We start from the raw sequence: 25,001 nt of genomic DNA on the forward strand, positions 1-25,001 counted from the left end.
TTATGACAGGTGTTCGGCAAAGGCGGCAACAACCTGTTCATAAACGTCACGTTTAAACGGCACGATCTCTTGCACCAAGCGCGAAGGCTCCTGCCATTTCCACCGGGTGAACTCGGGGTGATCGGTGTCGATATTAATCTGATCGTCGCGGCCTGAGTAGCGCAGCAGAAACCATTTCTGCTCTTGCCCACGAAAGCGACCTTTCCAGATTTTCGGGACGATATCATGCGGCAGGTCATAAGGCAGCCAACCTGGCGTTTCGGCCACGACCTCGACCAGATCAGCGGTCACCCCTGTTTCTTCCCAAAGCTCGCGCAGGGCCGCATCGCGGGGGTCTTCGCCCTTGTCCACGCCCCCTTGCGGCATCTGCCAAGCGTTCTTGTGGCGATCATTGCGCTGGCCCACGAAAATCTGGCCATGCGCATTCATCAACATCAGGCCAACACAAGGACGATAGGGCAGTTTCGCGATCTGATCGGGGGTCATGCTTGGTCTCTTTTTCCTGTAACGATCCGTCTGTATCAACTGCCGGTGCGACAGCATAGACCGTGACGCAAGGTTTCGCGTGACAAAGTAGACGCGAACATCAATCTAACGCTGAAAATCCGGGAGGGAGAGTTTGCCATGACTGCGTACCCAAATATGCTGGCCCCGCTTGATCTGGGCTTCACCACACTGAAAAACCGCGTTCTGATGGGCTCGATGCATACAGGGCTTGAGGAGACCGGCGACTGGAATCGCGTGGCTGAATTCTATGCCGACCGTGCGCGCGGCGGTGTTGCGCTTATGGTGACAGGCGGGATCGGTCCGAACCTTGAAGGCTCGGTTCTGCCGGGCGCGTCGATGATGACCAACGATGACGAGGTTGCCAAACATTCCATCGTCACCCAGCGCGTGCACGAAGCGGGCGGCAAAATTGCCATGCAAATCCTGCACGCAGGCCGCTATGCCTATGGTCCCAAATGTGTGGCGCCCAGCCCGGTTAAATCGCCGATCTCTCCGTTCCCGCCCAGCGAACTGGACGAGGAAGGTATCGAGAAGCAGATCAGCGACATCGTCAACGCGGCTGCTCTGGCCCAGAAAGCGGGCTATGACGGGGTCGAGATCATGGGGTCCGAGGGGTATTTCATCAACCAGTTCCTTGTGGCCCACACCAACAAGCGTGAGGACCGCTGGGGTGGCTCTTACGAAAACCGAATGCGCCTGCCGATCGAAATCGTGCGCCGCACGCGCGAAGCCGTGGGAACTGATTTCATCATCATCTACCGCTTGTCGATGATTGACCTTGTGCCCAACGGTTCGACCTATGATGAGGTTGTGGAACTGGCGAAGCGGGTCGAAGAGGCTGGTGCGACGATCATCAACACCGGCATCGGCTGGCACGAGGCGCGAATCCCGACCATCGCCACCAGCGTTCCCCGCGCGGCCTTCGCATGGGTGACCAAGAAACTGATGGGCGAGGTGAACATTCCGGTGATCACCTCAAACCGGATCAACACCCCCGAAGTCGCCGAAGAGGTTCTGTCCACGGGCTGCGCCGACATGGTGTCGCTGGCGCGTCCGATGCTTGCGGATGCGGAATTCGTGAACAAGGCCATCGCGGGCCAGTCCGCGAAGATCGCGCCTTGTATTGCCTGTAACCAAGCCTGCCTTGACCATACGTTCGGCGGCAAATTGACCTCGTGCCTGGTCAATCCACGCGCATGTCATGAGACTGAACTGGTCATCGAAAACGCTGCAACTCCCAAGTCGGTTGCCATCGTGGGCGCAGGTCCGGCCGGTCTGTCCACCGCGATGACCGCTGCCCAGCGCGGCCATGACGTAACCTTGTTCGACCGCGCCGCCGAAGTGGGCGGACAGCTAAACATGGCCAAGCAGGTTCCGGGCAAGGAAGAGTTCTGGGGACTGGTCGACTGGTATCGCACCATGATCGCAGATCTGGGTGTGAAGGTCGAACTGAACCGCGAGGTCAGCGCCGAGGACCTGACCGGATTTGATGAAGTCGTCATCGCAACCGGCGTCAACCCGCGCGACCCGGAAATCCCCGGGCAAGACCGCGAGAATGTCATCAGCTATATCGACGTTCTGCGCGACAAGGCCGAAGTCGGCAAATCCGTCGCCGTGATCGGTGCCGGCGGCATCGGGTTCGACGTGTCCGAGTTTTTGCTGGAAGACGGCCACAGCATCACCACGGACCTGCCTGCTTGGATGAAGGAATGGGGCGTAACCGACCCGGCCGAACACCGCTCGGGTTTAGCTCCTGAAGGACCGCAGCCTGCAGCCCCGGCGCGCGAGGTAACATTACTGCAGCGCAAGAAACAGGCGCATGGCAAGGGACTGGGTAAAACCACCGGCTGGATTCACCGTGCGACGCTGAAGATGAAGGACGTGAATTTCGTTGGCGGCGTCAATTATGAGCGCATCGACGACGACGGCCTGCATATCAGCTTTGGCGAAGAGCGCGCGGACCCAACCGTTATTGCGGCAGATACGGTTGTTCTATGTTCCGGTCAGGTTTCAGAACGCAGCCTTGCGGATGCGCTGATCGAATGCGGTATCACTCCGCATGTGATCGGCGGCGCGGATCTGGCCGCAGAACTGGATGCAAAACGCGCGATCAATCAAGGGACGCGTTTGGCGGCTACGTTCTGACGCGACGATAATTTTTTTGCGCCATGGGAAGCCGTCTCGGAAGAGGCGGCTTTTTTTGATGCCGCTTGACTCCTTATGTACATATGTACATATACAACAAATGAATCAGAAAATAGTACGTATCCAAACTGGAATTCGAATCGAAAGACGGCTTTTGAAAGTTCTGAAGGGGCTGGCAGAGTCGCTGGACATGACCCTGAGCGATCTAATCGAAGGCATGGCCCTGCACAGTTTTGAAAACAAACCGGCGTTTTCCGAGGAAACGCTGGAGAAGATCAAGCAACTCAAAAGTGTCTATGACCTCGACTGGACATCCCAAGACAGCCATCGCTTCAAGGAGGACGGTGAATGAGCGCCGATATCACTAACGCATTTGAAGCACACGCCATCGACAACACTACGTTCGGACATGCCGAACACGTGCAAGTCGCATACGATCTGCTGCGCAAGTATGATTTCATCGATGCCGCGGCGATCTACGCGAAAGGAATCCGATCGCTTGCTGCCAAGGCGGGTGACCCTGACAAGTTCAATCTGACGATCACTTACGCGTTCATGAGTCTGATTGCCGAGCGTCTTGCCAATGGGCAATCAGATGACTTTGCAGCGTTCGCACAGGAAAACCCCAACTTAATGACTAAGGTTGTCCTCAACAATTGGTATACAAAAGAACGGCTGAATACGGCGCTGGCGCGCAGAGTCTTCCTACTACCTGTTGCCGCCTAAATAGGTCGACCGAATGCGCACAGCCTACTCGACCGTGATCGTAATCACTTCGGACACAATTGGCGTTGCGTGTGGCACATGACCCGCATCCCCCAAGACCAGTTGCAGCGTATGTTCGCCCGGTGCCAAATCCAGTGTCACTTCGGTTTGCCCACCACCGAAATGGATGTGGTTGTCATCGGCAGGCAGACCATAGGCCAACTCATCGGCGCCGTCCTCGCCCTCACCCAGCGGTGGGCGGTCGATCAGAAGGTGGTGATGGCCGGTGTTCTCTTTCTCTGTTCCGGCTGGGGCGACGCCCATTCCACTTAGGCCGAAAACGATCGTCACGGGTGATTTTACGGTATCTCCATCCGACAAATTTACGAAATAGACCTCGGCATCCGGGTTCGAAGGTGTCTCACCTCCGGCCAAAGCAAGCGTCGCGGAAAGGGTCAGGGCAGCGATGGTAAAAAGAGCTCTCATTGTCTTCTCCATGGTCACAAATTTGCCATGCTCATCTTAACATATTTAGCCAAATTCCCATAAAAGCCTGCGTGTATTGAGTTTGTGGCGAATTAAGAAACCATCGTTTCCGCGTTTCCTATACGCAAACGATCCGAATAAAATCCCTGATATTATCCCATGTCTGCCCAGTTTCCGCCCAGATTGGCCGCAAAAATCGGTCAACGAACCAATACCTGGGGAACGAGAATGGACAGACTGACCGAAATGGAAGCCTTTGCCAACGTGGTGGACCAGGGTGGCTTCACCGACGCGGCCAAGAAAATGGGCATCTCCAAGTCGGCCGTGTCAAAGCACGTATCGAGCCTGGAGGCCCGCCTGGGCGCCCGCCTGTTAAACCGCACGACTCGTCGTGTTTCGCCGACAGAAATCGGCCTGGCCTACTATGACCGGGCGCGTCGCGTCCTGAATGACGCGGGTGAAGCCGACGCCTTGGTGACCTCGATGCAATCCGCGCCATCCGGGTTGCTTAGAATCAGCGTCGCGACAGATTTCGGCGTGAATCACCTGTCACCGGTTTTGTCAGGTTTTCTGGCAGCTTACCCGGATATCACAGTGAATATGGTTCTGAATAACCGGTATGTGGAACTAATTTCAGAAGGCTTTGATGTGGCCGTTCGAATCGGAGAGTTGGAAGACAGCACTCTGCGCGCCCGCAAGCTGACGGAAACCGTGAAACGTATGGTCGCGGCCCCAAGCTATATCGAGAAATACGGACGTCCGCAAAAGATCGACGATCTGAACGAGCACAAGCTGCTGCACTATTCCAGCCAGTCGTCCGGCAATGTATGGAAACTGACCGCGCCTTCGGGCGAAAAACGTCAGGTCCGTACTGCAGGCTGGCTAAGTGTCAACGACGGCCAATCCCTGCTGAACGCGGCGATCTCGGGCCTTGGGATCGCCCATCTGCCCAGCTATCTTTATGCGGACGCGCTGAAATCTGGCCGCGTTCAGGATGCGATGCCGTCACTGCCCGACGAGGTTCAAGGCGTCTACGCGGTTTACCCGCCCGGCCGTTTCACACAGCCCAAAGTAAGGGCATTCATTGATTTTCTGGTCGAGTCCTTCAACGACAAGGGCCCGATGGATTGGTAATTTCTCCCCGGTGAAGACTGTACGACCCGCGCATTTTGTGCGGGTCTTTTTTTATTCGGGCGAAACCGTCAACCCCATGTCGCGTGCAACCGCGCGCAGAGATTTCGTCAGAATATTCCGGCCGGGCAGGTCGTCTTCCCCACGACGCGCCAACAGCGCGATATCGCGATTGGCATTTGGAATAGCCAAGGGGCGCAGCCGAACCTCATCGCGGTAGATACCCTGCCGACGCGCGTACAAATCAGGCAAGACGGCGACTCCGACCCCCGAAGCCGCCATCAATACAATCGAATCCAGCGTTGTTCCTTCATATTCGTCCGACACGACACCGCCACACTCGGCGGCCAGCGCATATACGATTCGGGACAGACGATGGCTTTGATCCAGCGTCAGGATCAAACGGTCGCGCAGGTCTTCGGCGGTGACGCCATGCAAATCCCGCGCCAACAAGTCGTCAACGGCCACGCCGATCCACAAGGTTTCATTGAACAGACGCTGCTGCATCGTGTTGGGATGATCTTCGGGGGTTGAGATTATTAGGTCAAAGCGTCCGGCCTTTAGCCCCTGTTCCAGATCGCGTGTATTCTCTTCACGCACAACAATCCGCAGACCCGGCCGATCCCGGTGAATCTTTTTGATGGCCTGCGGCAACAGATATGGGCCAATTGACGGCAATACGCCCAGCCTCAACCGTCCACCGACCGGCGCGTCGCTGGTCATGGCGTGGCGCAGGTCCTGAACCTCGGCCAATATCTTCTGGGCGCGTGAAATGAACGCCTCGCCTTTGGCTGTCGCGTGAACACCGCCCCTATTGCGTTCGAAAATGCGCAGGCCAAGCTCTTGTTCTACTGCTGATATCTGCGCTGACAGGCTGGGTTGGCTGACATTCAGCACGTCTGCTGCAAGCCCGAACCTGCCAAGGCGACTGACGGTGACGATATATTCAAGCTGACGCAGAGTTGGGCGCATTTCATAGCCTCAAACTATGTTAAAATTAGAAAGATAATATTTGGATAATGCATTTCGGCAAGGCACCTAGCCCAAAAACCGGGACAGGAGCCGCAAATGCCAACCGTAATCGACACGCTGTCCAGCAATTTGCTGGTGCCCACGATCCTTTTCTTCGCGCTTGGGCTGCTGGCCGCCTTTGTGCGCAGCGATCTTTCGATCCCCACGGGTGCGGCCAAGTTCATGTCGCTGTATCTGCTGCTGGCCATCGGGTTCAAAGGCGGCAGCAATCTTGCCGAGCATGGCATCCATCTGGACCTGTTTCTAACCCTACTGGGTGGCGTGGCGCTGTCCTTTGCCATTCCGTTCGTGGCCTTTGGTTTGCTGCGGGTCATGACCCGGCTGGACCCGCTGAACGCGGCTGCGGTCGCCGGGCATTATGGGTCGATTTCGATCGTCACTTTCGTGACTGCCACAAGCCTGCTGGACCTTGTCGGCCTCAGCCATGACGGGTTCATGGTCGCCGTCGCCGCCGCGATGGAGGTGCCCGCCATCCTGTCCGCTCTGTGGCTTGCCCACAGATCAAATGGCAATGGCGTAAAGGAAGCGGGGCTTTGGCGCGATTTGCTGGCAAACGGATCGATTGTCCTACTGACCGGGGCGTTCTTCATCGGGGCCATAACCGGTGGTGAGGGGATGCAGATGATCGCGCCATTCATCGTGACGCCATTTACCGGTATCCTCTGCCTGTTTCTTCTGGACATGGGCCTTTCAGCCGGGCGGAGCTTGCTGAGTAACCGCGATAAACTGTCGGTGGGGCTATTTGGCTTTGGTGTGCTGATGCCCCTGATCGGAGCGATGATGGCATGGGCCGTCGGCGCAGTGATCGGCCTGTCCGAAGGCAGCCTGTTCCTGCTGATGGTGTTATCCGCTTCGGCCTCTTACATCGCGGTGCCAGCGGCAATGAAAATCGCGCTGCCCAAGGCCGAATCCGGGATTTACCTGACCCTGTCACTGGGAGTTTCGTTCCCGTTCAACATCACGGTTGGATTGCCGCTTTATCTGTGGTGGGTGATGTGACGGATCAGTTGACCAGCAAAATCGCCTCGACCCGGCGGTTCAGGTCCCTTCCCTCGGGCGTGGCGTTCGAGGTCAACGGGGCAAGATAACCGATACCGCGCGCCTCAAGCCGGTCTGCCGCGGCACCATGTTTTTCGATCAGGCGGACGCGAACCGCCTGAGCCCGCCCTGTGCTGACCGAGATATTTGCCTCGAGCGTGCCGGTGTCATCTGTGTTGCCCACAAGGGCCATCCGCACCGCTGGGTTGTCTTTCAGATATGCAGCGATCAGCGCAAGCGACGCAAAGGGGCCGTCGCCCAACGTGATCTCACCGGTGCGAAAATGCAGATCGTCCAGAATGACATGGCCGTTCTGTTCAAGATCAGCCAGCAGCCCCTGCGACTGTTCCACTGTCTCTTCGATGACAAGCGGCGGAGGGGCCTCGGCATCTGCAGGCGACACGCGGATCATCTGAACATAACCATCGGGTGGGTTGCGGCTGACCAGCAAACTCAGCGCTTCGTCCCCGCGCGTGGCGGACAAAAAGCGATAGTCCTGAATGGCGACATACATGTCAGGCGTTGGCACAGCCTCGGTTCCAAAGCGGAAGTCAAAGCCACCGCAGGTGCGCGCCTCACACTCAAACAACACATCGAACCCTTGTGCCTGAATCTGATCCCGCAGCGGTTCCAGCAACTGCAGCGTTGTGCTGGACCCCGCCTGCAAGCGCCACGTCAAACGCTCAACCCTGCCTTCGACCGTTCGGGCGGGCACAGAGCCGTCGGCAAAAACCCCGGTTGGCATGTCATAGCTGTCCAGGGCACTGGTCCTGTCGCTCACCAGACGCGAACCAGAAGACATCGTCAGGTCTTGCGCGGCCGCCGGCCCGACCCACAGGGCCAGTATGAGGGTGAGGTTTCGGATCATCGGGCCTGCGCGTGATATTCTTCATTGGGGGCCATCGCCGTGGCGCTGGCAACCCGGTTGGACATGTTGAAAAAGCCGGTCACATTGGCAATGTCCCAGATATCGCGGTCCGAAAATCCCGCGTCGCGCAGGCGCTGACGGTCAGGTTCTTCGATCTCGGTGCTGGCGGTCGTCATCTTTGCCGCAAAATCCAGCATGGCGCGCTGACGCGTATCCAAAGGGGCAACACGGTAGTTCATCACCAACATCTCACCCAGTTGCGGATCGCCCGATAATTGCCGGACCGCCGCACCATGGGCCACAAGACAGTAAAAGCACTTATTGATGGCCGAGACCACGACGGCGATCATCTCACGTTCCAGTTTGGACAAGCCGCTGTCGCCCAGCATCAAATCGTTATACATCCCCGTAAAGCCATTCAGCTTGTCGATGTCGAACGCATACGCCTTTAACACATTTGGCACAAAACCCAGCTTTTCGACGCAGATATCAAAGTACTTTTGGGTTTCGGGCGGCAGCGTATCGGCCATCGGCAGGTTCAGGGCTGTTGGCAGGGTGTGATCAGTCACGTCGGGCTCTCTCCTTGGGTAAGCTGACGGTAATGGTATTCTCCGACGATCTCCATCCCAAGCGAATGATAGAGACCGTTGGCCCCATCATTCGCCTTGGTGCAGATCACGCTAAGCGTTTCAGCGCCTTGCTCCTGCGCCCAGAACGCGGCAGCGCGCATCGCCCACCGGCCCAAGCCGTGACGCCGGTGCGACGGCAAAACCTCTAACGCGTGCACCATGGCGACCGTGTCATGCGCCGCGACAAAAGCAGTTCCCGCTGGCTGGTCCGCTCGCCGCAGTAACAGCCCGGTTTTCGGCCCCGGCGCGCGATCCATCACAGCCAGACGGTCGGGGCCAATACCCCCCTTGGCCCAGATTTCGTTCATGATTGCCAACGGGTCCCAGATGGCAAAAGCCGTGACACGTGGGATCGGAATATCCGTCAGATGCTCAACAGGGCAGGAATAGATGTTAACCGGGTCCAAAACGTCATACCCACGGTCCGCAAGCTGTCTGTCCAGCACCTCATCCCCCGGCCAAAGACAGAATATGCGCTTTTGCCCCATGGCCTGCATCGCAGCTTCGGCCTCTTCAATGTCAGCTATTGCCGCCGGGGCAAGCGCACTTGCAGCCGACACGCGAGAGCCCCCGCCCAACCCCCGCCGCAACCGGAACGGGCCGTGCACCTTGTACTCGGCGGCAGGCCAAGTGCCGTCGACCACGTCGCCCCAGTGCAGCGTCAAAGGTCTAGCTCTTTCGCCAATCGAGTAGTGGCTGCGTCAACACGAGCACCGTCGGTCCCGCGGATGACAACATTGGACCCGAATACGCCGTTGACCTGAAATGGATAGCTGCCAATGGAAAGATCAGGGAAGTCTTCGGCCAACACGGACAACGTCGCGGCAATGTCCCCTTCCCCGCGATCCACCCGCAGGGTTTGCGACAATAGCGGGCTGCCACGGGTCAGCCCATGCAGAACGCTGGCGACCATTGCCTGAAATACCGAAGGAACCCCGGCCATCACATGAACGTTCTCGATAGTAAAGCCCGGTGCAGTTGAAACCGGATTGTCAATCAGCGCTGCACCATCAGGGATGCGCGCCATGCGCAGGCGCGCTGCATTCAGTTCCAGCCCAGATTTCTCGTAGTGCGCCTCAAGCAGGGCACGTGCGTCGTCACGAATATCAATCGGCGTGTCGAAAGCGCGGGCCATACAGTCGGCGGTGATGTCGTCATGGGTCGGACCGATCCCACCGCTGGTAAAGACGTGGTCATGGGTTGCAGACAGCGCCTTGACCGCTGCTTCGATTGCGGCGGCCTCGTCGCTGACGACACGCACCTCTTTAAGGTCAATGCCCAGCTTGGTCAGTTCACCGGCAAGGTAGTGCATATTGGCGTCGCGCGTGCGGCCCGACAGGATCTCATCCCCGATCACCAGCATTGCGGCGGTTGGATTGGCCATGGCACGTGCCCCCCTCTTGATCGACCCTATGGGCAGGTATAGGCCCTTGGCCATGCGATTTGAAACCCCTCTTGTCCCCGCCCGCCTGATCCGCCGATACAAACGCTTTCTGGCTGATTGCAGGCTGGAGGACGGGCGCGAGGTGACCGCCCATTGCGCCAATCCGGGGTCGATGATGGGGCTGGCGGAACCAGAGCAGAAAATCTGGCTTGAACCCAATGACGACCCAAAGAAAAAGCTGAAATACGGCTGGCGGCTGGTCGATCATGAAAACGGCCATTTCACCGGGGTCGACACATCGGTTCCGAACAAAGCCCTGCGCGCAGCCTTGGAGGCGCGGGATATCCGCGAACTGGCCGCCTATGAAACCGTCCGCCCCGAGGTAAAATACGGCGAAAACAGCCGCATCGACTTTCTGTTGACCCGACCCGGCCTGCCGGATGCCTATGTCGAAGTCAAAAGCGTGACCCTGTCGCGCCTGCCGGGGCTGGCTGAATTCCCCGACAGCGTCACTGCACGCGGCACCAAACATCTGGGCGAACTTTCCGCGATGGTGGCACGGGGTCACCGGGCGATCATGCTGTACCTTGTGCAGCGCACGGATTGCGACCGGTTTGCATTGGCCGCCGATATAGACCCAACTTATGCCGACACGTTCGAAACCGTTCAGGCACAAGGGGTGGAGCGTCTGATCTACACGACACGCATCTCACCCGAAGGTGTTTGGGTACTGCCTAAGCCTTTGGACTAATTCGCAACCTAACGACTTTTACGGGTTGGGCCCTGTTCGAATGCGACGCGAACAATTGGCCGTCACTCGCCTTAAAAGTGCCACACTGCAGCAGCACACACAACTTGAAGGGTGGGTCTGACACGACAGAATCCGGCCTTCCAGTTCCGAGGCAATATCAGAGACATCAATGAAAAAGACATTTTCCGTACTTATCGCCGCGCTCACCCTGACCGCCTGTTCCGTGGACCCCCAAGCGGCGGCGACCCGCCGTGCCACACTGGTTCAAAGTGTTTTCCCAAACCCTGCTGACCAGCAAGGTCTGGATCTGGCATTTCCACTGGAATCAGGTGGCGTTTACAAGACCATTGAAATCGGCTTCTTCCCTGACGAAGTGACCGAGCCCGAAGTCAGACGCCGCGTCGCAGCATTCTGCGCAGGTCAGGCCAGCCCAAGGCTAACCGGACAAGCCGCAATCAAGAAAGACCTTGGTGTCAGCAACAGAACGCAGGCCGACGGGTCAGTCCGCCCCGTGCATTTCATTTTCTACACTTGCGTCTGAGACAAACAAAAAACTGCAAGCGTCCTCGATCATAGGGTCGAGGGGCTTGCAAAATCCGGCTCAGTTCAAGAAGCGGAAATTTCCCAGAAATGAACCGCTTATCGGACTTTTCCCCCGAAACTGACCATCTTCGCTCTGCCCAACCACGGCGCAAAGCTCTTGCCCTTGTCGGAAGTTCGCCCACCGGCTGCAGATTTTGTCTCCGTCCAGCCACCAGGTTCCGGTGTCGCGCCCAAGATGGGGGACTGTGGCCTCGAAGCTTCCGTCGCGCCGCAGAGTGGCGGTACCAGAGATATGGAACCGCTCAAACGCAATCTTTCGGCTGATGTTCAGTTCCGAGGCCAACTCCTGCGCTGTCAGGGTTCTATGGTCCTCGCGGCAGCCGCCCAGAAAGACCGCCACGGCGAAAACAAGCCATCTCTTCACATCAAGAATCTTCATTCTGCCACGCTGTACGGAAAACAGTGCTGGCGCAGCATAACAGAGGCAGACAGAGACCCTTGCTTGAAATTCCCGTGCTCAACGCCATTTGAACAGTTGAAAAAACCCGCGACCCATCGCCCTCTGGTACTTTCTGCACAAGCAGCGTAAAAGAAATGCTGCGCGAAACATTTGGAGCCTCGCACCGATGAAGGAACATCGTGGCCGTCTGACCAAGGACGGTATCCGCATCTATGAACAGGGCGACTTTGCCGGTATGCACGCGGCAGGGGCCTTGGCTGCGCGGATTCTGGATGACATTGCTGAGCATGTTTTTCCCGGTCAGACCACCGGGGCGATTGACGGCCTGATCACCCAGATGGTCGAGGACGCAGGCGCGACATCGGCCACCATCGGCTATAAGGGCTATCAGCACGCAAGCTGTATCAGCGTCAATCACGTGGTTTGCCACGGCATTCCCGGCGACAAGCGGCTAAAGGATGGCGATATCCTGAATATCGACGTCACCGTCATCGTCGACGGCTGGTTTGGTGACACCTCGCGGATGTATGTGGCGGGCAAACTGCCCCGCAAGGCCGAACGCCTGATTCAGGTGACCCATGATGCCCTGTTCAAAGGTATTGAGATGGTAAAGCCGGGCAACACGTTCGGCGATATCGGCCACGCGATTCAGGCCTATGTTGAAGCGCATCGCATGAGCGTTGTGCGAGATTTCTGCGGTCACGGCCTTGGGCGCGTTTTCCACGCACCGCCCAATGTCCTGCACTATGGACGGCCGGGTACGGGCGCAGTTTTGGAAGAGGGCATGTTCTTCACGATCGAACCGATGGTGAATCTTGGGCGACCCGAAACCAAAACCCTGTCCGACGACTGGACGGCCGTGACGCGGGACAAGTCCCTGTCCGCGCAGTTCGAACATTCGGTGGGCGTGACGGCAGATGGATTCGACATCTTCACCCTGTCACCGGGCAACAAGTTCCACTCGACCTATTCGTCCTGATCGGCGTTCTGATCGCGCCAGAGTTTCAAGAGCAGTGTTTCAGACCCCCAAGGCGTCGCAGCGTCATGGATGAAAACCGGCGCGCGCAACGGTTTGCGCGCAGGGCCGGTATCGGCTGCGGCCTCATGTGACGATGCCCAGATCGGAGGAGTCAATACACGGTCCATGAACACAGCCTAACACAATCAGCCAAGTTCCCCAAAGGCACGCCTTATGCGTCCGAGACACCCTTCCACATCAACGTGATATGCGTATCGCCATATTTGCGGCTGTTTTGCAGGGTGAAACCTTCGGGCGGCTGCATGGGCGCGTTTTCCTCCCACACGATCAAGGCATCATCGGCGATCCAGCCGCGCAGCGCGCCGATTGCCTTTTCCCCCATGGATTTGCCGTAAGGCGGATCAAGGAAAATCAGATCGTATGGTGCATCGGGATTGTCACCCAACCGGGTCGCGTCGCGGCGGATCAACTGGGTTCGGTCGGTGCTGCGGGTCAGGTCGATATTCTTGCGGATCAGCCCCTGCGCCACGCGCCCGTCATCCACGAAGGTCACATGGGCGGCCCCACGCGACAGCGCCTCAAGCCCCAACGCGCCGGTGCCCGCGAACAAGTCCAGCACTCGCAGCCCGTCAAAGTCGATCTGATGGGTCAGCACGTTGAACAGGCTTTCGCGCACCCGATCCGTTGTGGGCCGCAAATGCGCGCCCGCATCGCCCTTACCGACCGAGGTTAGGGCCCGACCGCGGAATTCTCCGGCAATGATCCTCACGCTTTGAGCAGCGGTTTAAGGTCCGCTGCGGGGTCGGTCACCACGGCGGGATCAGCCGTTTTGCCCGCGTCGATCAGACGTTTGCCGACCATATAAGCGCGCGGGTCGTTCATAGCGTCCACCGCGATCAACTGATCGCCCTTGTAATACCAGAAGGACACGGTTGCGCCTTCTCCACGCCGGGTCACAACGCGATCATAGCCGGTGTTAAGACCGGCGATCTGCAGTTTGACGTCATACTGATCCGACCAAAACCACGGCGTCGCGGTATATTCCTTGGCCGCGCCCAGCATGTTCTGGGCCACGATCTCGGCCTGATCAATGGCGTTGGGTACGCTTTCCAGACGGATACGCCCCCCGGCATGAGGGAAAGACGCGCAATCCCCCGCCGCCCAGATAAACGGATCAGATGTGCGCCCATGCGCGTCGGTCTTGATGCCGTTGTCCAGCTCCAGCCCCGCCATTTCAGCCAGTTGAGTCGCGGGCGCGATACCCACGCCCACAACGACAAAATCAACGTCAATCTTTGACCCATCGGTCAGAACCGCGCCCGTCACCTTGCCATCCTCACCCAGCAGACGGTCCAGCCCGACGCCCTCGCGGATATCGGCCCCATACCCCGTATGCAGCGCGCGGAAATAATCGCTGGTCTCGGGCGCGGCGACACGTTGCAGGATACGGTCGGCCATCTCGACCAGGGTCACTTTGACCCCGCGCTTGGCGCAAACCGCCGCAGCCTCAAGCCCGATATAGCCGCCGCCCACGATCAGCGCGCGAGCGCCGTCGGTCACGCGCGGTTCCATCTCGTCGATATGGGCCAGATCGCGCACCACATGCACGCCCGCCAGATCGCCGCCAATCGCGGCAGGCAGGCGGCGCGGGTACGACCCGGTTGTCAGGGCTAGTTCATCATAGGATATGACCTCATCGCCCAGCGAAACGGTCTTGGCCTTCGGATCAATCGCGGTCACGCGCTGGCCCAGACGCAGGGTGATGTTGTTCTCGGCGTAAAAGCTCTCGGGGCGCAAGAACAGACGCTCCAACTCCATCTCGCCCAGCAGATAAGCCTTGGACAAGGGGGGGCGCTGATAGGGCAGATGTGGCTCGGCCCCGATCAGGGTGATGTCGCCGTCAAACCCACCCTTGCGCAGCCGCGCGACCAGTGATGCACCCGCCTGCCCGGCACCAATTACGACAATATGGCTCATCTTTCCCTCACCCTGTCGAATTCCCGTGGCCTGATCCACGCGACCACCTATATTGCGGCTAAGCCCGACTCTGCAAATCCAAACGACAGGAGCATAAAAATGATTTCAACAGGTGATACGCTGCCCGACGCCACACTGACCCAGATCGGTGCGGAAGGCCCCGAAGAAGTTCGGATTTCAGACAAGACCAAAGGGCGCAAAGTGGTGATTTTCGCTGTGCCTGGCGCGTTCACACCCACCTGCCATTCGGCCCATGTGCCCAGCTTCATGCGCACCAAGGACCAATTCAGCGCCAAAGGCGTGGATGAGATCATCTGCGTTTCGGTCAACGACCCCTTCGTGATGAAAGCCTGGGGCGAGGCCACCGGCGCGTCCGATGCGGGCCTGACCATGCTGGCCGATGCCGCGTCCGAATTCACCAAAGCCATCGGCATGGATTTCGACGCCCCGCCTGCCGGGCTGATCGCGCGGTCGAAGCGTTATGCGATGCTGGTCGAGGATGGCAAGGTCACCGCACTGAATCTGGAAGAAAACCCCGGCGCATGTGAAATTTCTGCCGGTGAGGGCCTGTTGGACGTTATCTGATACGGTCTGGCCCCGGCACATCCGGGGCCAAAACCTCTAATTAACTTGATAGACTTCCCCGTTGCGCGAATACTCGACCTGTATTCATCAGGGAGTTGTTTATGAGGCTCAAGGTTTTCGCCCTTTGTCTGGGCACAGCAGGCGCGCTGGCCGCTTGCGGTCCGGCCCCCACCCCGCAACAACAGGCCGCCCGCCAGCATGAGATCGCGTGCCTCAGCGGCACGGTCGGCGGGGCGCTTTTGGGCGGAGTAATCGGCAACCAGTTTGGCGGCGGGTCCGGCAAAACGATCCTGACAGCTGCAGGTGCTGCGGTTGGCGGGATCGAAGGTCAGAAATTCGCATGCTGAGAGGATGCGTCATGAAATTTGGGTTGGTAACACTTTGCCTGACCGTTCTGGCAGGGACCGCTATTGCCGAGACCGCAGCAGAACTGCATGAAAATGAGCTGAAAGCGATAGACGCGAACAACGATGGATTCCTGTCCAAGGACGAATTCAACGCTTTTTCCGATTATGCGTTTCAGGCAATGGACGAGGATAAGAACGGCACCCTTGGTCTGGAAGAGGCCAAACCGTTTCTGGACATAAAACAATTCCAAAGCGTTGACCGCAACCGGGACAACCTTATCTCTCGTGCAGAATACGACGCGCAGATGAATGAGGATTTTTCATCTGCCGATCAGAACGGAAACGGACAGTTGGACTAGCGTCGGTCGAACCGGACAGGAGCGTGCAATGAACAAATGGTTTACTCTGGGTGTTCTTGGCGTGCTTGCGGCCTGCGATGTGCCACAAGCACCCGTGGTCACAGGTCCCGACGGCCAACAACAAATCCAGATCAGCACCAGCGGCCTGACCTGTTATGAGTCGCGTTGCCTCGAGATCAACCCTGCCGCCAGATCCGTGCGCATGGTCGGGAACCGTCGAACCGGAATACCCGGCAATATTGATGTCAGCGACGGCACGGTTACCCCTGCCGAATTCAGGCGTCTGGGTGAAGTCGCCAGCCTTGCCGGAGGCATGGGCTCACGCGGGGATCGCGGTTAGGCCAGGCTATCCATCTTGCGGGCAAGTTTTGCGTCAAGCGACGACAGCCCGCCGACGTCATGCGTTGAAAGCGTCACTTCGACCGTGCGGTAGACATTGAACCATTCAGGGTGATGGTTCCACTTTTCAGCAAAAATCGCCACCTGCGTCATCCAACCAAACGCATGGACGAAATCTTCGAAAATGAAGGTTTTTGTAATCGCATCCCGGTCCTTGACCATGGTCCAGCCGTTCTTGAACAGCGGGTCCAGAAGGGGGCCGCGGGTCTCGGTCGACAATAGTTCGGTCATTGCTGTTCCTCCGGGTTCGATTTTCTGAACGGGCCGTAATCCGTTAGAATCTCGATCTCTTCTCCCACTGCGTGGGCCTCGGCGTCCAGATATTTCTTGATCGCATCGGCAAAGCCGGGGTCGTTCACCCAGTGCAGACTATGCGTGCGCGTAGGCAGATAGCCGCGCGCCAGCTTGTGTTCCCCTTGCGCACCGGCTTCGACCCGCGCCAAGCCCTGTGAAATGGCGAAGTCGATCGCCTTATAATAGCACAGTTCGAAATGCAGGCAGTCATGGTGTTCAACGCACCCCCAGTAGCGGCCAAATAGCGTCTCACGCCCGATGAAATTCAACGCGCCCGCAATCGGATACCCGTCGCGTTCGGCCAGCACCAAGGCCATGTCATCCGCCATGGTTTCGTGTGCAATATCAAAGAATTGCCGCGTCAGATATGGCATTCCCCACTTACGTGAGCCCGTGTCCTGATAGAACCGCCAGAACGCGTCCCAATGTTCAGGCCGCAGGTCATCGCCGCTTAGGGTATGGATCTGGCCTCCAAAACCGCAAGCCTGCGCACGTTCCTTTCGGATATTCTTGCGCTTGCGCGACGATAACGCGGCCAGGAACCCGTCGAAATCGTCATACTCGTCATTCAACCAGTGAAACTGCTGTGAATGGCGAACCATTAGACCCATTTCTTCGCCCGCGGCGGCCTCCGCCTCGGTGCAGAAGGTTGCGTGAATGGAAGACACGTGATTGTCAGCCGCCAGTTGTACCGCCCCTTGAACCAGAGCGGACATACCTACCCCTTCATAGCCCGGCCGAACCAGAAACCGCCGCCCCGTTGCAGGTGTAAAGGGTACCGCGATCTGCAGCTTGGGGTAATAGCGCCCGCCCGCGTTTTCATAGGCATGTGCCCAGTTGTGATCGAAGATGTACTCGCCCTGAGAATGCGACTTGGCATACATCGGCGCCGCTCCGATCAGCATCCCGTCAAGATAGGCGGTCAGATACTGCGGCTGCCAGCCGGTGCCGCGCCCTACCGAACCGCTTTCTTCCAATGCCAGCAGAAACCGATGCGTGGTGAAAGGATCAACCGGACGACCCCCGTCCAAGGCTTCGGGGCAAGCGCAACTGTCCCACTCAGCCGCAGGAATCTGCGCGAGTGAATTCAGTACCCGAACCTCAATCTGTGCCTGATCCATGTGCCCTCCGCGTCTGATCTTTATCTGTGACGGACGGGGTTAGGTTCAACCCGGATGAGCGGCCAAATACCCCTCGAAGGTCACATTATCCGCAACCTTGCGGGCCTCTGCCTCTTGTTCGGGCGTGCGGATGGTCCAGCACAGGATCGGAACGCCCTGCGCCTTCAGTTCGGATACGCGGGGGCGCGCCAGGTCGGCGGCTTCGTGGCTGATAAAGCTGGCTCCGACCCGGTCGAAATCCGGAATGCCACGCAGATGGTCGCAAACATTCTGCGGCAACAGCTCTACCTTCGGTTCATAGGCGCAGGTTGTGATCCCACGCGGCAGATGCGGAGCGATACGCGCCAGTTCCGCCACCGAATTGGGGTTGAACGACATCAGCGCCACAGGGCCTTCATAGCCCTGCAAAGCGCGGACGGTGTCGTGCTCCAACGGGCCGACATTAGGGCCCATGGCACCATCCTGATCCTTGAGTTCGATCAAAAGAGGAACCTGGCCCGCGACGATGTCCAACACCTCGTCCAGTGCTGGAATGCCGTCATCGCCAAACAACAATGGCAGCTTCGAGGCCTCAGCCGACGAAACCTGACGGATCGGACCCGATTGGCCGGTCAAACGCGCCAAGTCATAGTCGTGGAACACCACGGCCCGGTCGTCTGCTGTCAGTTGCAGGTCGATCTCGATTCCATATCCGGCCTGAATCGCTGCGCGAATGGCCGCCCGGCTGTTTTCCGGGCGGTTGTCCGAGATGTCATGCAAGGCCCGATGCGCGATCGGGGCCTGCAGGAACGCGGCTGGTAAAGCAGACGTCATGCGATCTCGAAGATACCTTCGATCTCGACCGCCACGCCCAGCGGCAACGACGCAGCACTGACGGCCGAGCGTGAATGGCGGCCCGCTTCGCCCAGCGCCTCGACCAAAAAGTCGGATGCGCCGTTGATCACCTGCGGCTGCGCAGTGAAATCTGCGGTCGAATTCACGAACCCGGTCAGCTTGATCACGCGCACCAGCTTGTCGATATCCCCACCGCAGGCCGCCTTGACCTGTGCCAACAGGTTGATCGCGCAGACCTTCGCCGCGGCGGCTCCGGCCTCGACATCCATGTCATCGCCAAGCTTACCGGTAATCAGGTCGTCATCCTTGGAAATCTGGCCCGAGACATAGACAATGTTCCCGATACGCACGAAAGGGACGTAGTTGGCGGCCGGAGCAGGCGCGTCCGGCAAAGTGACGCCCAGGCTTTCCAGTTTTGCTGCGATGCTCATGTGATGATCCTCACCTAAATTCGACTCGGGTGGACGCTAACCGGGTTCAGGGATTTGGAAAAGCACGAAACCGGCGGTTTTTGGGGTTGCAGGCGCACTAAGCATAACTTCTCTTATTCCAGAGTGTTCCTCTCTGGTCACTTTACCTTGACCCTTCGTGCGGGTTAAACGCTGGCTGTTTCAATGTATTTGTGAAACACCTATGTGTCATCAAATTGAGCCGTCAATGCGCGGCCAGAACCAGTATTGATTAAGCGTTCGGCTGTATCGCATCCGAGCATGTTGGAGTGGCAAAAACCGTGTTGAGCAGAATTCGCTTAAAGCCCGTGATCGTCCTGTCCCTTATGGCAGTTCTTGGTGCATGTGCCACACGCCCACCCGAAGGAACGCCTCCGGGGGAAACTTTCGACCCCTATGAAAATGCCAATCGGGGCATCCACAAGTTCAATCTGGGCGTTGACCGGTTCCTGTTCCGCCCGGCCTCGAAGGGATACGTCAAGATCGTTCCGGATCCGATGGTCACCAGTTTCAACCATTTCGCCGAAAACCTGACGATGCCGGGGCAGGCGCTGGATTACCTGCTGCAAGGCAATCTCAAGCAATCCGGGAATGCCCTTCTGCGGTTCGTGATCAACACAACCGTCGGCGGCGCGGGCCTATCCGATCCTGCCAGCGAATTGAATCTGCCGCCGGTGGATACGGACTTCGGCGAAACCCTGCACGTCTGGGGTGTCGGCGAAGGCGCCTATGTGGAACTGCCGTTCTATGGCCCGTCAACCCAGCGGGATTCGATCGGCGTGATCGTCAATCTGTTCTCGAACCCCATCAACTTTACCCCCGTTCGCCCCGTCGACAATATCGGTGTCTACGCCGAGGTTGTACGCCGCATGGGGGATCGGGGCCGGTTCTCGGATACGGTTGATTCAATCCTGTACGAAAGCGCTGACAGTTACAGGCAGGCACAGACCATCTACCTGCAAAACCGGCGCTTTGAACTGGCAAGGGACGATGAAGAGGCCTATTTGGGTCTGTATGACGATCCCTACGCCGAAACCGGGACCGACCCTGTCAGGGACCCCTACCTAGACCCCTACGAGGACCCCTATGCCGAGTAACCATCTGAACCGACGCCACTTTATCGCCACCGGCTTGGCTGGTGCGCTGATGACCGCCCTTCCTGCTTTTGCCCAGACCGAAGCCAGCGCCAAGGCGTTGGTTGTCAGTGTCGTGGATGAAATCAACCGCGTGATCGCCTCGGGTAAATCCGAAAAAGCGATGATCCGTGATTTTGAGAAAATCTTCGTGAAATATGCCGACGTGCCGATCATGGCGCGCTATGTGCTTGGGGCCGATGGCCGGTCCGCCAGCCCTGCGCAACTGAAGCAATTTACCAGCGCATTTCAGGGCTATATCTCGAACAAATACGGTCGCCGTTTCCGCGAATTCATCGGCGGTCAGGTCACCGTGCGCAATGCCCGCAAAATCAAGGCCGGGTACGAGGTTCGCACCTCGGTCAAGCTACAGGGATCGTCGCCGTTTGAAGTGACCTTCCTTGTTTCCGACAAGTCGGGGCGTGACAAGTTCTTCAACATGTTCATCGAAGGCGTGAATATGCTGCTGACCGAACGGACCGAGGTCGGGGCCATGCTGGATGCCCGTGGTGGTGACCTGAACCTCCTGATCAAGGACATGAACCGGAACAAGGTGAGCTGATCCGCCTCACACTCGGAATGACGCCGCCCGATCCCTGATCGCGCGGCGCTTTTGTTTTAATTCAGCCGTTCGCCGGTTTCCTTGGCAAAGTAGGACACCTTGCTCATGTCAAAGGCAAGGTTCAACTTTTTGCCAGCCTGCGCACGGGTTTCCGCGTGCAGACGTGCCGTGACCTGTTTGCCGCCCAGTTCCGAAACCACATAGGTATCGGCCCCCGCCGGTTCGACCATATCGACCAGACACTCGGCCTCTTGCACGCCATCACCTGCGCGGAACCCCGCTTCGGCGATGTCTTCGGGGCGCAGGCCCAGAATCACATCCTGCGGCAGCGACAAATCACGTGCATCATTCAGCACCAGTTCGCCGCCGTCGCGCGCGATAGCGATCTGAGTACCCGAGCCATTCTTCCGCGCCTGCGCCGGGATCAGGTTCATCGCGGGCGAACCCATGAAATCGGCCACAAACAGGTTGGCCGGGTTGTTGTAGATCTCGGCGGGGGTGCCGATTTGCTGAACCACCCCGCCTTTCAGCACGACGATCTTGGTCGCCAGCGTCATCGCCTCAATCTGGTCATGGGTCACGTAAACGATCGACGCATCCAGCGTCTGATGCAGTTTCTTGATCTCGGTCCGCATCTCGACCCGCAGCTTGGCGTCGAGGTTCGACAGCGGCTCGTCAAACAGGAACAGCTTGGGATCGCGCACTAGCGCCCGGCCCATCGCAACACGCTGTCGCTGCCCACCTGACAACTGGCTGGGGCGGCGGTTCAACAGAGGCTCGATCTGCAAAAGCTGCGCGACTTCTTTCAGCTTGGCATCCTGCGTCGCCTGATCCACCCCGCGCACTTTCATGCCGAACGTGATGTTCTTGGCGACAGTCATGGTCGGGTAAAGCGCATACGACTGGAAAACCATCGCGATGTCGCGGTCCTTGGGGCTGACATGGGTCATGTCATTGCCACCAATGGACAAGGTGCCGCCGGTGATCTCCTCCAGCCCTGCGATACAGTTCAGCAGGGTGGACTTGCCGCACCCCGAGGGGCCGACCAGAACCAGGAAATCACCCGGCTCGATCGAGATGTTGATGTCCTTTAGAATCTCGGTCGCGCCGTAATTTTTATACAGATTTTGGATATCGAGGATCGGAGCCATGATTTATCCCTTCACAGAACCGGCGGTCAGACCGCGGATGAAATACTTACCGGCAACGACATAGACGAGCAGCGTCGGCAGCCCTGCGATGATCGCGGCGGCCATGTCGACGTTGTATTCTTTGACGCCGGTGGTGGAGTTTACGATGTTATTCAGAGCTACGGTCACGGGCTGCGTGCCCGCCTGGCTGAACGACACGCCGAACAGGAAGTCGTTCCAAATCTGCGTGAACTGCCAGATCACGGTCACAACGATGATCGGCAGCGACAGCGGCAGGAAGATCGACCAGAAAATCCGCAGGAACCCGGCCCCATCGACACGCGCGGCCTTAGTCAGCTCGGCCGGGATGGTGACATAGTAGTTGCGGAAAAACAGCGTGGTGAAGCCCAAACCGTAGATGACGTGGACAAAGATCAGGCCCGGAATGGTCCCGGCGATCCCCATTATGCCCAGCAAACGCGCCATGGGCAGCAAAACCACCTGAAACGGGATGAAGCAGCCAAACAGCATGAGCGAGAAGATGATGTTCGCGCCTTTGAACCGCCACTGAGCGACGACATAACCATTCAGCGCGCCCAGCAGGGTCGAGATCGCCACAGCAGGCACCGCGATCAGGACCGAGTTCCAGAAATAAGGCCGCAAGCCCTCGCACTGAATACCGGTACAGGCACCGGACCATGCGGTTTTCCAGGCATCAAAGCTGACCTCGCGCGGTAAGGATATCAGGGACCCGGTGCGGATTTCCTCAAGGCTTTTCAGCGATGTGGTCAACATCACGAACAGCGGCATCAGGTAATACAGCGCAAACAGGCCCAGCAGGACATAGAGCAACCATCGCAGGGCAATCTTGCCAGCGGCACTTTGGCTACGGGGTTCGGTTTGGGATTGGGGCATCGACAGATCAGTCATTTTTCGCCCTCAGTTCTGAGTAAAGATAGGGAACGACGATGGCAAAGACGACCAGCATCATGATCATCGCGGAAGAGGCCGCCTGACCGATATCACCGCGCGAAAACGCCATGGCGTACATGTAGGTTGCCGGCAGATCGGTCGCGTAACCCGGACCACCACCTGTCAAGGCGATGACAAGGTCAAAGCTTTTGATCGCAAGGTGGGCCAGCACGATGAAGGCCGACAGGAAAATCGGGGCCATCGAGGGGATGATGATCGCCGTATAAATGCGCCATGTGGGGATACCATCGACCTGCGCGGCCTTGATGATCTCACCATCCACGGATCGCAGACCGGCCAGAAACAGCGCCATGACGAAGCCCGAGCTTTGCCAGATCGCGGCCATGACGATGGTGTAGATGGCGTAGTCGGGGTTCACTAGCCAGTCGAACTCGAAGTTTGTGAACCCCCAGCCCTGCACCATGGATTCGATGCCCAACCCCGGATTCAAAATCCACTTCCACGCCGTGCCGGTCACGATCATCGACAGCGCCATCGGGTACAGGTAGATCGTGCGGATCGCCCCTTCGACGCGGATCTTCTGATCCAGTAGGATCGCCAGCAACAGGCCCAGCACCATCGCGATCACGATGAACAGCGCGCCAAAGATATACAGGTTGTTAATTGCCGTATCCCAGCGGGGCGAGTCGAACAGGCGTTCATACTGGATGAAGCCCTTGATCTCGTATTTCGGCAGCAGTTTCGATCGGGTTAGCGACACCCAAGCCGTCCATCCGATAAAGCCGTAGACAAAGATCAACACGGCAATGAACGACGGTGCCAGCACCACCTTGGGCAGGTGGTTTTCCAGCCATTCGGACATTTTTTCCTCCGGGGAAAGATGCTCTGCCCCGTCAGTATAGGGGGCAGAGCGTATTGGATCAGTAGCTGTTTGCCACTGCGTCCGCCAGTTGCTGAACCGCGTCAGCCGAGGACATTTCCGAGTTGAAATGCGCGGTTACAACATCGGTAATCGCACCAGACTGCGACCCACGCAATGCCATGCCATGAGCATAGGACGGCAGCAGCGAACCGCTGGCCGAGGTCGAGCCCATGTCTTCGGCCGACAGGTTTGCGCAGATGTCAAAGTCGTCCAGCGCCACGTCGGTCCGTGCCGGGATCGAACCTTTGTTCAGGTTGAACACTTTCTGGAAGTTCGGCGCGACGATCAGCTTGGCCAGCAGATCCTGACCCGCTTTCTTGTCATCTCCGTCCACGTCGAACATGGCGAAACTGTCTACATTGTACAGGTAGCCGTCACCGGGGGTAGAGGCGCATAGGAAGTCCTCACCCGGTTTTTTGCCAGCCGCCAGAAACTCACCCTTGGCCCAATCACCCATGATCTGAAAGGCCGCTTCGCCGTTCATCACCATGGCCGTCGCCAGGTTCCAGTCACGGCCCGAGAAGTTTTCGTCCACATAACCACGCAGGGTCCGCATCTGGTCAAACACCTGCACCATTGTGTCCGAGGTCAGCGCCTCGGGGTCCAGATCAACCAGCGCCTTTTGGTAGAATTCCGGTCCGCCGATGCCCAGCAGTACAGCTTCGAACACGGTCGCGTCCTGCCAGGACTGACCACCATGAGCCAGCGGAATTACTCCGGCATCCATCAGCTTGACGGCAGCCGCGTTGAACTCGTCCCACGTTGTCGGCATCTCGATGCCATTGGCGGCCAGGACATCCGCATTGGCCCAGATCCAGTCCACGCGGTGGACGTTCACAGGCGCGGCACACCATGTGCCTTCGCACATCATATGACCCGCGATCGAGGCCGGCAGAACATCGGCCCAGCCTTCGGCTTCGGCAACGGATGAGATATCGGCCAGAACGCCTTCTTCATACCATTCCTGAATCGCCGGGCCTTTCAACTGAACAGCGGTCGGCGCGTTCCCGGCCAGAACACGGGCACGCAGGGCTGTCATTGCAGCATCACCGCCGCCACCAGCGACCGGCATGTCGGTCCAGGTGCCGCCATTCGAGGCGAACTCTTCCTGCAGAACGGCTACCGACTTGGCCTCACCGCCCGACGTCCACCAATGCAGAACTTCGGCTTCGGGGCCCGCCAGCACCGACGATCCGGCCAAAACCGCCATCGTCGATACAGTGGCAAATGCAAAACGCTTCATTTTCTATCTCCTCCCTGAGAACTTACAGGCTGCCGCAGCAGCGATAACGGCCATA

At 58.3% G+C, this 25,001-nt stretch carries 33 protein-coding genes; 14 read left to right on the forward strand and 19 right to left on the reverse strand.

Annotated features, from left to right (window positions below):
* Nucleotides 1-486, reverse strand: coding sequence for an RNA pyrophosphohydrolase (locus tag GOX75_RS10900; RefSeq protein ID WP_171122956.1), 486 nt, complete (start codon nucleotides 484-486; stop codon nucleotides 1-3).
* A gap of 138 nt (nucleotides 487-624) precedes the next feature.
* Here GOX75_RS10900 and GOX75_RS10905 point away from each other — a divergent pair, with 138 nt between their 5' ends.
* From GOX75_RS10905 to GOX75_RS10915, 3 genes are all read left to right on the forward strand, one after another.
* Nucleotides 625-2,652: an NADPH-dependent 2,4-dienoyl-CoA reductase gene (locus GOX75_RS10905; protein WP_171122958.1), complete on the forward strand. Its 2,028-nt coding sequence runs from the start codon at nucleotides 625-627 to the stop codon at nucleotides 2,650-2,652.
* Nucleotides 2,653-2,806: 154 nt separating this feature from the next.
* Nucleotides 2,807-3,004: a hypothetical protein gene (locus tag GOX75_RS10910; protein ID WP_254428736.1), complete on the forward strand. Its 198-nt coding sequence runs from the start codon at nucleotides 2,807-2,809 to the stop codon at nucleotides 3,002-3,004.
* Nucleotides 3,001-3,378: a hypothetical protein gene (locus tag GOX75_RS10915; RefSeq protein WP_171122962.1), complete on the forward strand. Its 378-nt coding sequence runs from the start codon at nucleotides 3,001-3,003 to the stop codon at nucleotides 3,376-3,378. Before GOX75_RS10910 ends, GOX75_RS10915 begins: the two co-directional genes overlap by 4 nt.
* Nucleotides 3,379-3,402: 24 nt before the next feature.
* Here GOX75_RS10915 and GOX75_RS10920 read toward each other — a convergent pair whose 3' ends face one another.
* On the reverse strand, nucleotides 3,403-3,843 hold the full coding sequence (locus GOX75_RS10920; protein ID WP_254428737.1) for a DUF4399 domain-containing protein: 441 nt from the start codon (nucleotides 3,841-3,843) through the stop codon (nucleotides 3,403-3,405).
* A 228-nt stretch (nucleotides 3,844-4,071) separates the two neighbouring features.
* Here GOX75_RS10920 and GOX75_RS10925 point away from each other — a divergent pair, with 228 nt between their 5' ends.
* Nucleotides 4,072-4,977 (forward strand): LysR family transcriptional regulator, encoded by a 906-nt coding sequence (locus tag GOX75_RS10925; RefSeq protein ID WP_171122965.1) that lies wholly within the window; start codon nucleotides 4,072-4,074, stop codon nucleotides 4,975-4,977.
* Between the two features lie 51 nt (nucleotides 4,978-5,028).
* Here the strand turns inward: GOX75_RS10925 and GOX75_RS10930 are convergent, their stop codons facing one another.
* Nucleotides 5,029-5,946: a hydrogen peroxide-inducible genes activator gene (locus GOX75_RS10930; protein WP_171122967.1), complete on the reverse strand. Its 918-nt coding sequence runs from the start codon at nucleotides 5,944-5,946 to the stop codon at nucleotides 5,029-5,031.
* Between the two features lie 96 nt (nucleotides 5,947-6,042).
* On the opposite strand from GOX75_RS10930, the gene GOX75_RS10935 reads away from it, so the two are divergent.
* On the forward strand, nucleotides 6,043-7,005 hold the full coding sequence (locus tag GOX75_RS10935) for a sodium-dependent bicarbonate transport family permease (RefSeq protein WP_171122969.1): 963 nt from the start codon (nucleotides 6,043-6,045) through the stop codon (nucleotides 7,003-7,005).
* 4 nt (nucleotides 7,006-7,009) lie between these two features.
* On the opposite strand, the gene GOX75_RS10940 is transcribed toward GOX75_RS10935, so the two are convergent.
* From GOX75_RS10940 to GOX75_RS10955, 4 genes are read right to left on the reverse strand one after another with little or no spacing between them, the layout of a single operon-like run.
* Entirely contained in the window at nucleotides 7,010-7,912 is a 903-nt protein-coding gene (locus GOX75_RS10940) for an OmpA family protein (protein ID WP_171122971.1), read from the reverse strand.
* Nucleotides 7,909-8,481: a peroxidase-related enzyme gene (locus tag GOX75_RS10945; protein WP_171122973.1), complete on the reverse strand. Its 573-nt coding sequence runs from the start codon at nucleotides 8,479-8,481 to the stop codon at nucleotides 7,909-7,911. The genes GOX75_RS10940 and GOX75_RS10945 overlap by 4 nt, the downstream gene beginning before the upstream one ends.
* Entirely contained in the window at nucleotides 8,478-9,206 is a 729-nt protein-coding gene (locus GOX75_RS10950) for a GNAT family N-acetyltransferase (RefSeq protein ID WP_171122975.1), read from the reverse strand. Before GOX75_RS10950 ends, GOX75_RS10945 begins: the two co-directional genes overlap by 4 nt.
* Nucleotides 9,203-9,925 (reverse strand): molybdopterin-binding protein, encoded by a 723-nt coding sequence (locus GOX75_RS10955; protein ID WP_171122977.1) that lies wholly within the window; start codon nucleotides 9,923-9,925, stop codon nucleotides 9,203-9,205. Before GOX75_RS10955 ends, GOX75_RS10950 begins: the two co-directional genes overlap by 4 nt.
* A gap of 52 nt (nucleotides 9,926-9,977) precedes the next feature.
* Here GOX75_RS10955 and sfsA point away from each other — a divergent pair, with 52 nt between their 5' ends.
* A complete protein-coding gene (gene sfsA / locus GOX75_RS10960) occupies nucleotides 9,978-10,676 on the forward strand; it encodes a DNA/RNA nuclease SfsA (protein WP_171122979.1) in 699 nt (232 codons plus the stop codon).
* Nucleotides 10,677-10,845: 169 nt separating this feature from the next.
* Nucleotides 10,846-11,217 (forward strand): lipoprotein, encoded by a 372-nt coding sequence (locus GOX75_RS10965; RefSeq protein WP_171122981.1) that lies wholly within the window; start codon nucleotides 10,846-10,848, stop codon nucleotides 11,215-11,217.
* Between the two features lie 60 nt (nucleotides 11,218-11,277).
* Here GOX75_RS10965 and GOX75_RS10970 read toward each other — a convergent pair whose 3' ends face one another.
* Nucleotides 11,278-11,643, reverse strand: a complete 366-nt coding sequence (locus GOX75_RS10970; protein WP_171122983.1) for a hypothetical protein — start codon at nucleotides 11,641-11,643, stop codon at nucleotides 11,278-11,280.
* Nucleotides 11,644-11,845: 202 nt separating this feature from the next.
* Here GOX75_RS10970 and map point away from each other — a divergent pair, with 202 nt between their 5' ends.
* A complete protein-coding gene (gene map, locus GOX75_RS10975) occupies nucleotides 11,846-12,658 on the forward strand; it encodes a type I methionyl aminopeptidase (RefSeq protein WP_171122985.1) in 813 nt (270 codons plus the stop codon).
* On the opposite strand, the gene GOX75_RS10980 is transcribed toward map, so the two are convergent.
* The 3 genes from GOX75_RS10980 to GOX75_RS10990 are packed head-to-tail and all read right to left on the reverse strand — an operon-like array spanning nucleotide 12,646 to nucleotide 14,635.
* Nucleotides 12,646-12,825, reverse strand: coding sequence for a hypothetical protein (locus tag GOX75_RS10980; RefSeq protein ID WP_171122987.1), 180 nt, complete (start codon nucleotides 12,823-12,825; stop codon nucleotides 12,646-12,648). The two genes, map and GOX75_RS10980, sit on opposite strands and share 13 nt — an antisense overlap.
* Nucleotides 12,826-12,869: 44 nt before the next feature.
* On the reverse strand, nucleotides 12,870-13,427 hold the full coding sequence (gene rsmD, locus GOX75_RS10985; protein ID WP_171122989.1) for a 16S rRNA (guanine(966)-N(2))-methyltransferase RsmD: 558 nt from the start codon (nucleotides 13,425-13,427) through the stop codon (nucleotides 12,870-12,872).
* Complete coding sequence (locus GOX75_RS10990; protein ID WP_171122991.1) at nucleotides 13,424-14,635, reverse strand: NAD(P)/FAD-dependent oxidoreductase; 1,212 nt, start codon at nucleotides 14,633-14,635, stop codon at nucleotides 13,424-13,426. Before GOX75_RS10990 ends, rsmD begins: the two co-directional genes overlap by 4 nt.
* Before the next feature lie 99 nt (nucleotides 14,636-14,734).
* On the opposite strand from GOX75_RS10990, the gene GOX75_RS10995 reads away from it, so the two are divergent.
* The 4 genes from GOX75_RS10995 to GOX75_RS11010 all read left to right on the forward strand — a co-directional run bounded on the left by GOX75_RS10995 (nucleotide 14,735) and on the right by GOX75_RS11010 (nucleotide 16,266).
* Nucleotides 14,735-15,220, forward strand: coding sequence for a peroxiredoxin (locus tag GOX75_RS10995; RefSeq protein ID WP_171122993.1), 486 nt, complete (start codon nucleotides 14,735-14,737; stop codon nucleotides 15,218-15,220).
* A gap of 101 nt (nucleotides 15,221-15,321) precedes the next feature.
* Nucleotides 15,322-15,567, forward strand: coding sequence for a glycine zipper 2TM domain-containing protein (locus GOX75_RS11000; RefSeq protein ID WP_171122995.1), 246 nt, complete (start codon nucleotides 15,322-15,324; stop codon nucleotides 15,565-15,567).
* An 11-nt stretch (nucleotides 15,568-15,578) separates the two neighbouring features.
* Nucleotides 15,579-15,926 (forward strand): EF-hand domain-containing protein, encoded by a 348-nt coding sequence (locus tag GOX75_RS11005; protein WP_254428738.1) that lies wholly within the window; start codon nucleotides 15,579-15,581, stop codon nucleotides 15,924-15,926.
* Nucleotides 15,927-15,954: 28 nt separating this feature from the next.
* Complete coding sequence (locus tag GOX75_RS11010; RefSeq protein ID WP_171122999.1) at nucleotides 15,955-16,266, forward strand: hypothetical protein; 312 nt, start codon at nucleotides 15,955-15,957, stop codon at nucleotides 16,264-16,266.
* Here the strand turns inward: GOX75_RS11010 and GOX75_RS11015 are convergent.
* From GOX75_RS11015 to GOX75_RS11030, 4 genes are read right to left on the reverse strand one after another with little or no spacing between them, the layout of a single operon-like run.
* Nucleotides 16,263-16,556, reverse strand: a complete 294-nt coding sequence (locus tag GOX75_RS11015) for a 4a-hydroxytetrahydrobiopterin dehydratase (protein ID WP_170387748.1) — start codon at nucleotides 16,554-16,556, stop codon at nucleotides 16,263-16,265. The genes GOX75_RS11010 and GOX75_RS11015 overlap by 4 nt on opposite strands.
* A complete protein-coding gene (locus GOX75_RS11020; RefSeq protein WP_171123001.1) occupies nucleotides 16,553-17,740 on the reverse strand; it encodes a GNAT family N-acetyltransferase in 1,188 nt (395 codons plus the stop codon). The genes GOX75_RS11015 and GOX75_RS11020 overlap by 4 nt, the downstream gene beginning before the upstream one ends.
* A gap of 45 nt (nucleotides 17,741-17,785) precedes the next feature.
* Nucleotides 17,786-18,553, reverse strand: coding sequence for a glycerophosphodiester phosphodiesterase family protein (locus GOX75_RS11025; protein ID WP_171123003.1), 768 nt, complete (start codon nucleotides 18,551-18,553; stop codon nucleotides 17,786-17,788).
* A complete protein-coding gene (locus GOX75_RS11030) occupies nucleotides 18,550-19,005 on the reverse strand; it encodes a RidA family protein (RefSeq protein ID WP_171123005.1) in 456 nt (151 codons plus the stop codon). The genes GOX75_RS11025 and GOX75_RS11030 overlap by 4 nt, the downstream gene beginning before the upstream one ends.
* A 344-nt stretch (nucleotides 19,006-19,349) precedes the next feature.
* On the opposite strand from GOX75_RS11030, the gene GOX75_RS11035 reads away from it, so the two are divergent.
* Together GOX75_RS11035 and GOX75_RS11040 are read left to right on the forward strand one after the other, a co-directional pair.
* Complete coding sequence (locus GOX75_RS11035; RefSeq protein ID WP_171123229.1) at nucleotides 19,350-20,120, forward strand: VacJ family lipoprotein; 771 nt, start codon at nucleotides 19,350-19,352, stop codon at nucleotides 20,118-20,120.
* The gene (locus GOX75_RS11040; RefSeq protein ID WP_171123007.1) at nucleotides 20,110-20,718 is read left to right on the forward strand and encodes a phospholipid-binding protein MlaC; all 609 of its coding nucleotides are present in this window, start codon (nucleotides 20,110-20,112) and stop codon (nucleotides 20,716-20,718) included. The genes GOX75_RS11035 and GOX75_RS11040 overlap by 11 nt, the downstream gene beginning before the upstream one ends.
* A gap of 56 nt (nucleotides 20,719-20,774) precedes the next feature.
* Here the strand turns inward: GOX75_RS11040 and GOX75_RS11045 are convergent, their stop codons facing one another.
* From GOX75_RS11045 to GOX75_RS11060, 4 genes are read right to left on the reverse strand one after another with little or no spacing between them, the layout of a single operon-like run.
* Nucleotides 20,775-21,869 carry an ABC transporter ATP-binding protein gene (locus tag GOX75_RS11045; protein ID WP_171123009.1) on the reverse strand — a complete coding sequence of 365 codons (1,095 nt, stop codon included), beginning with the start codon at nucleotides 21,867-21,869 and terminating at the stop codon, nucleotides 20,775-20,777.
* Between the two features lie 3 nt (nucleotides 21,870-21,872).
* Entirely contained in the window at nucleotides 21,873-22,778 is a 906-nt protein-coding gene (locus GOX75_RS11050) for a carbohydrate ABC transporter permease (RefSeq protein ID WP_171123011.1), read from the reverse strand.
* Nucleotides 22,771-23,643, reverse strand: coding sequence for a carbohydrate ABC transporter permease (locus tag GOX75_RS11055; RefSeq protein WP_170387762.1), 873 nt, complete (start codon nucleotides 23,641-23,643; stop codon nucleotides 22,771-22,773). The genes GOX75_RS11050 and GOX75_RS11055 overlap by 8 nt, the downstream gene beginning before the upstream one ends.
* 58 nt (nucleotides 23,644-23,701) lie before the next feature.
* A complete protein-coding gene (locus tag GOX75_RS11060) occupies nucleotides 23,702-24,946 on the reverse strand; it encodes an ABC transporter substrate-binding protein (RefSeq protein WP_171123013.1) in 1,245 nt (414 codons plus the stop codon).
* Nucleotides 24,947-25,001: the final 55 nt, after the last annotated feature.

It is taken from the genome of Ruegeria sp. HKCCD7251 (assembly GCF_013031165.1).
GTDB lineage: Bacteria > Pseudomonadota > Alphaproteobacteria > Rhodobacterales > Rhodobacteraceae > Ruegeria.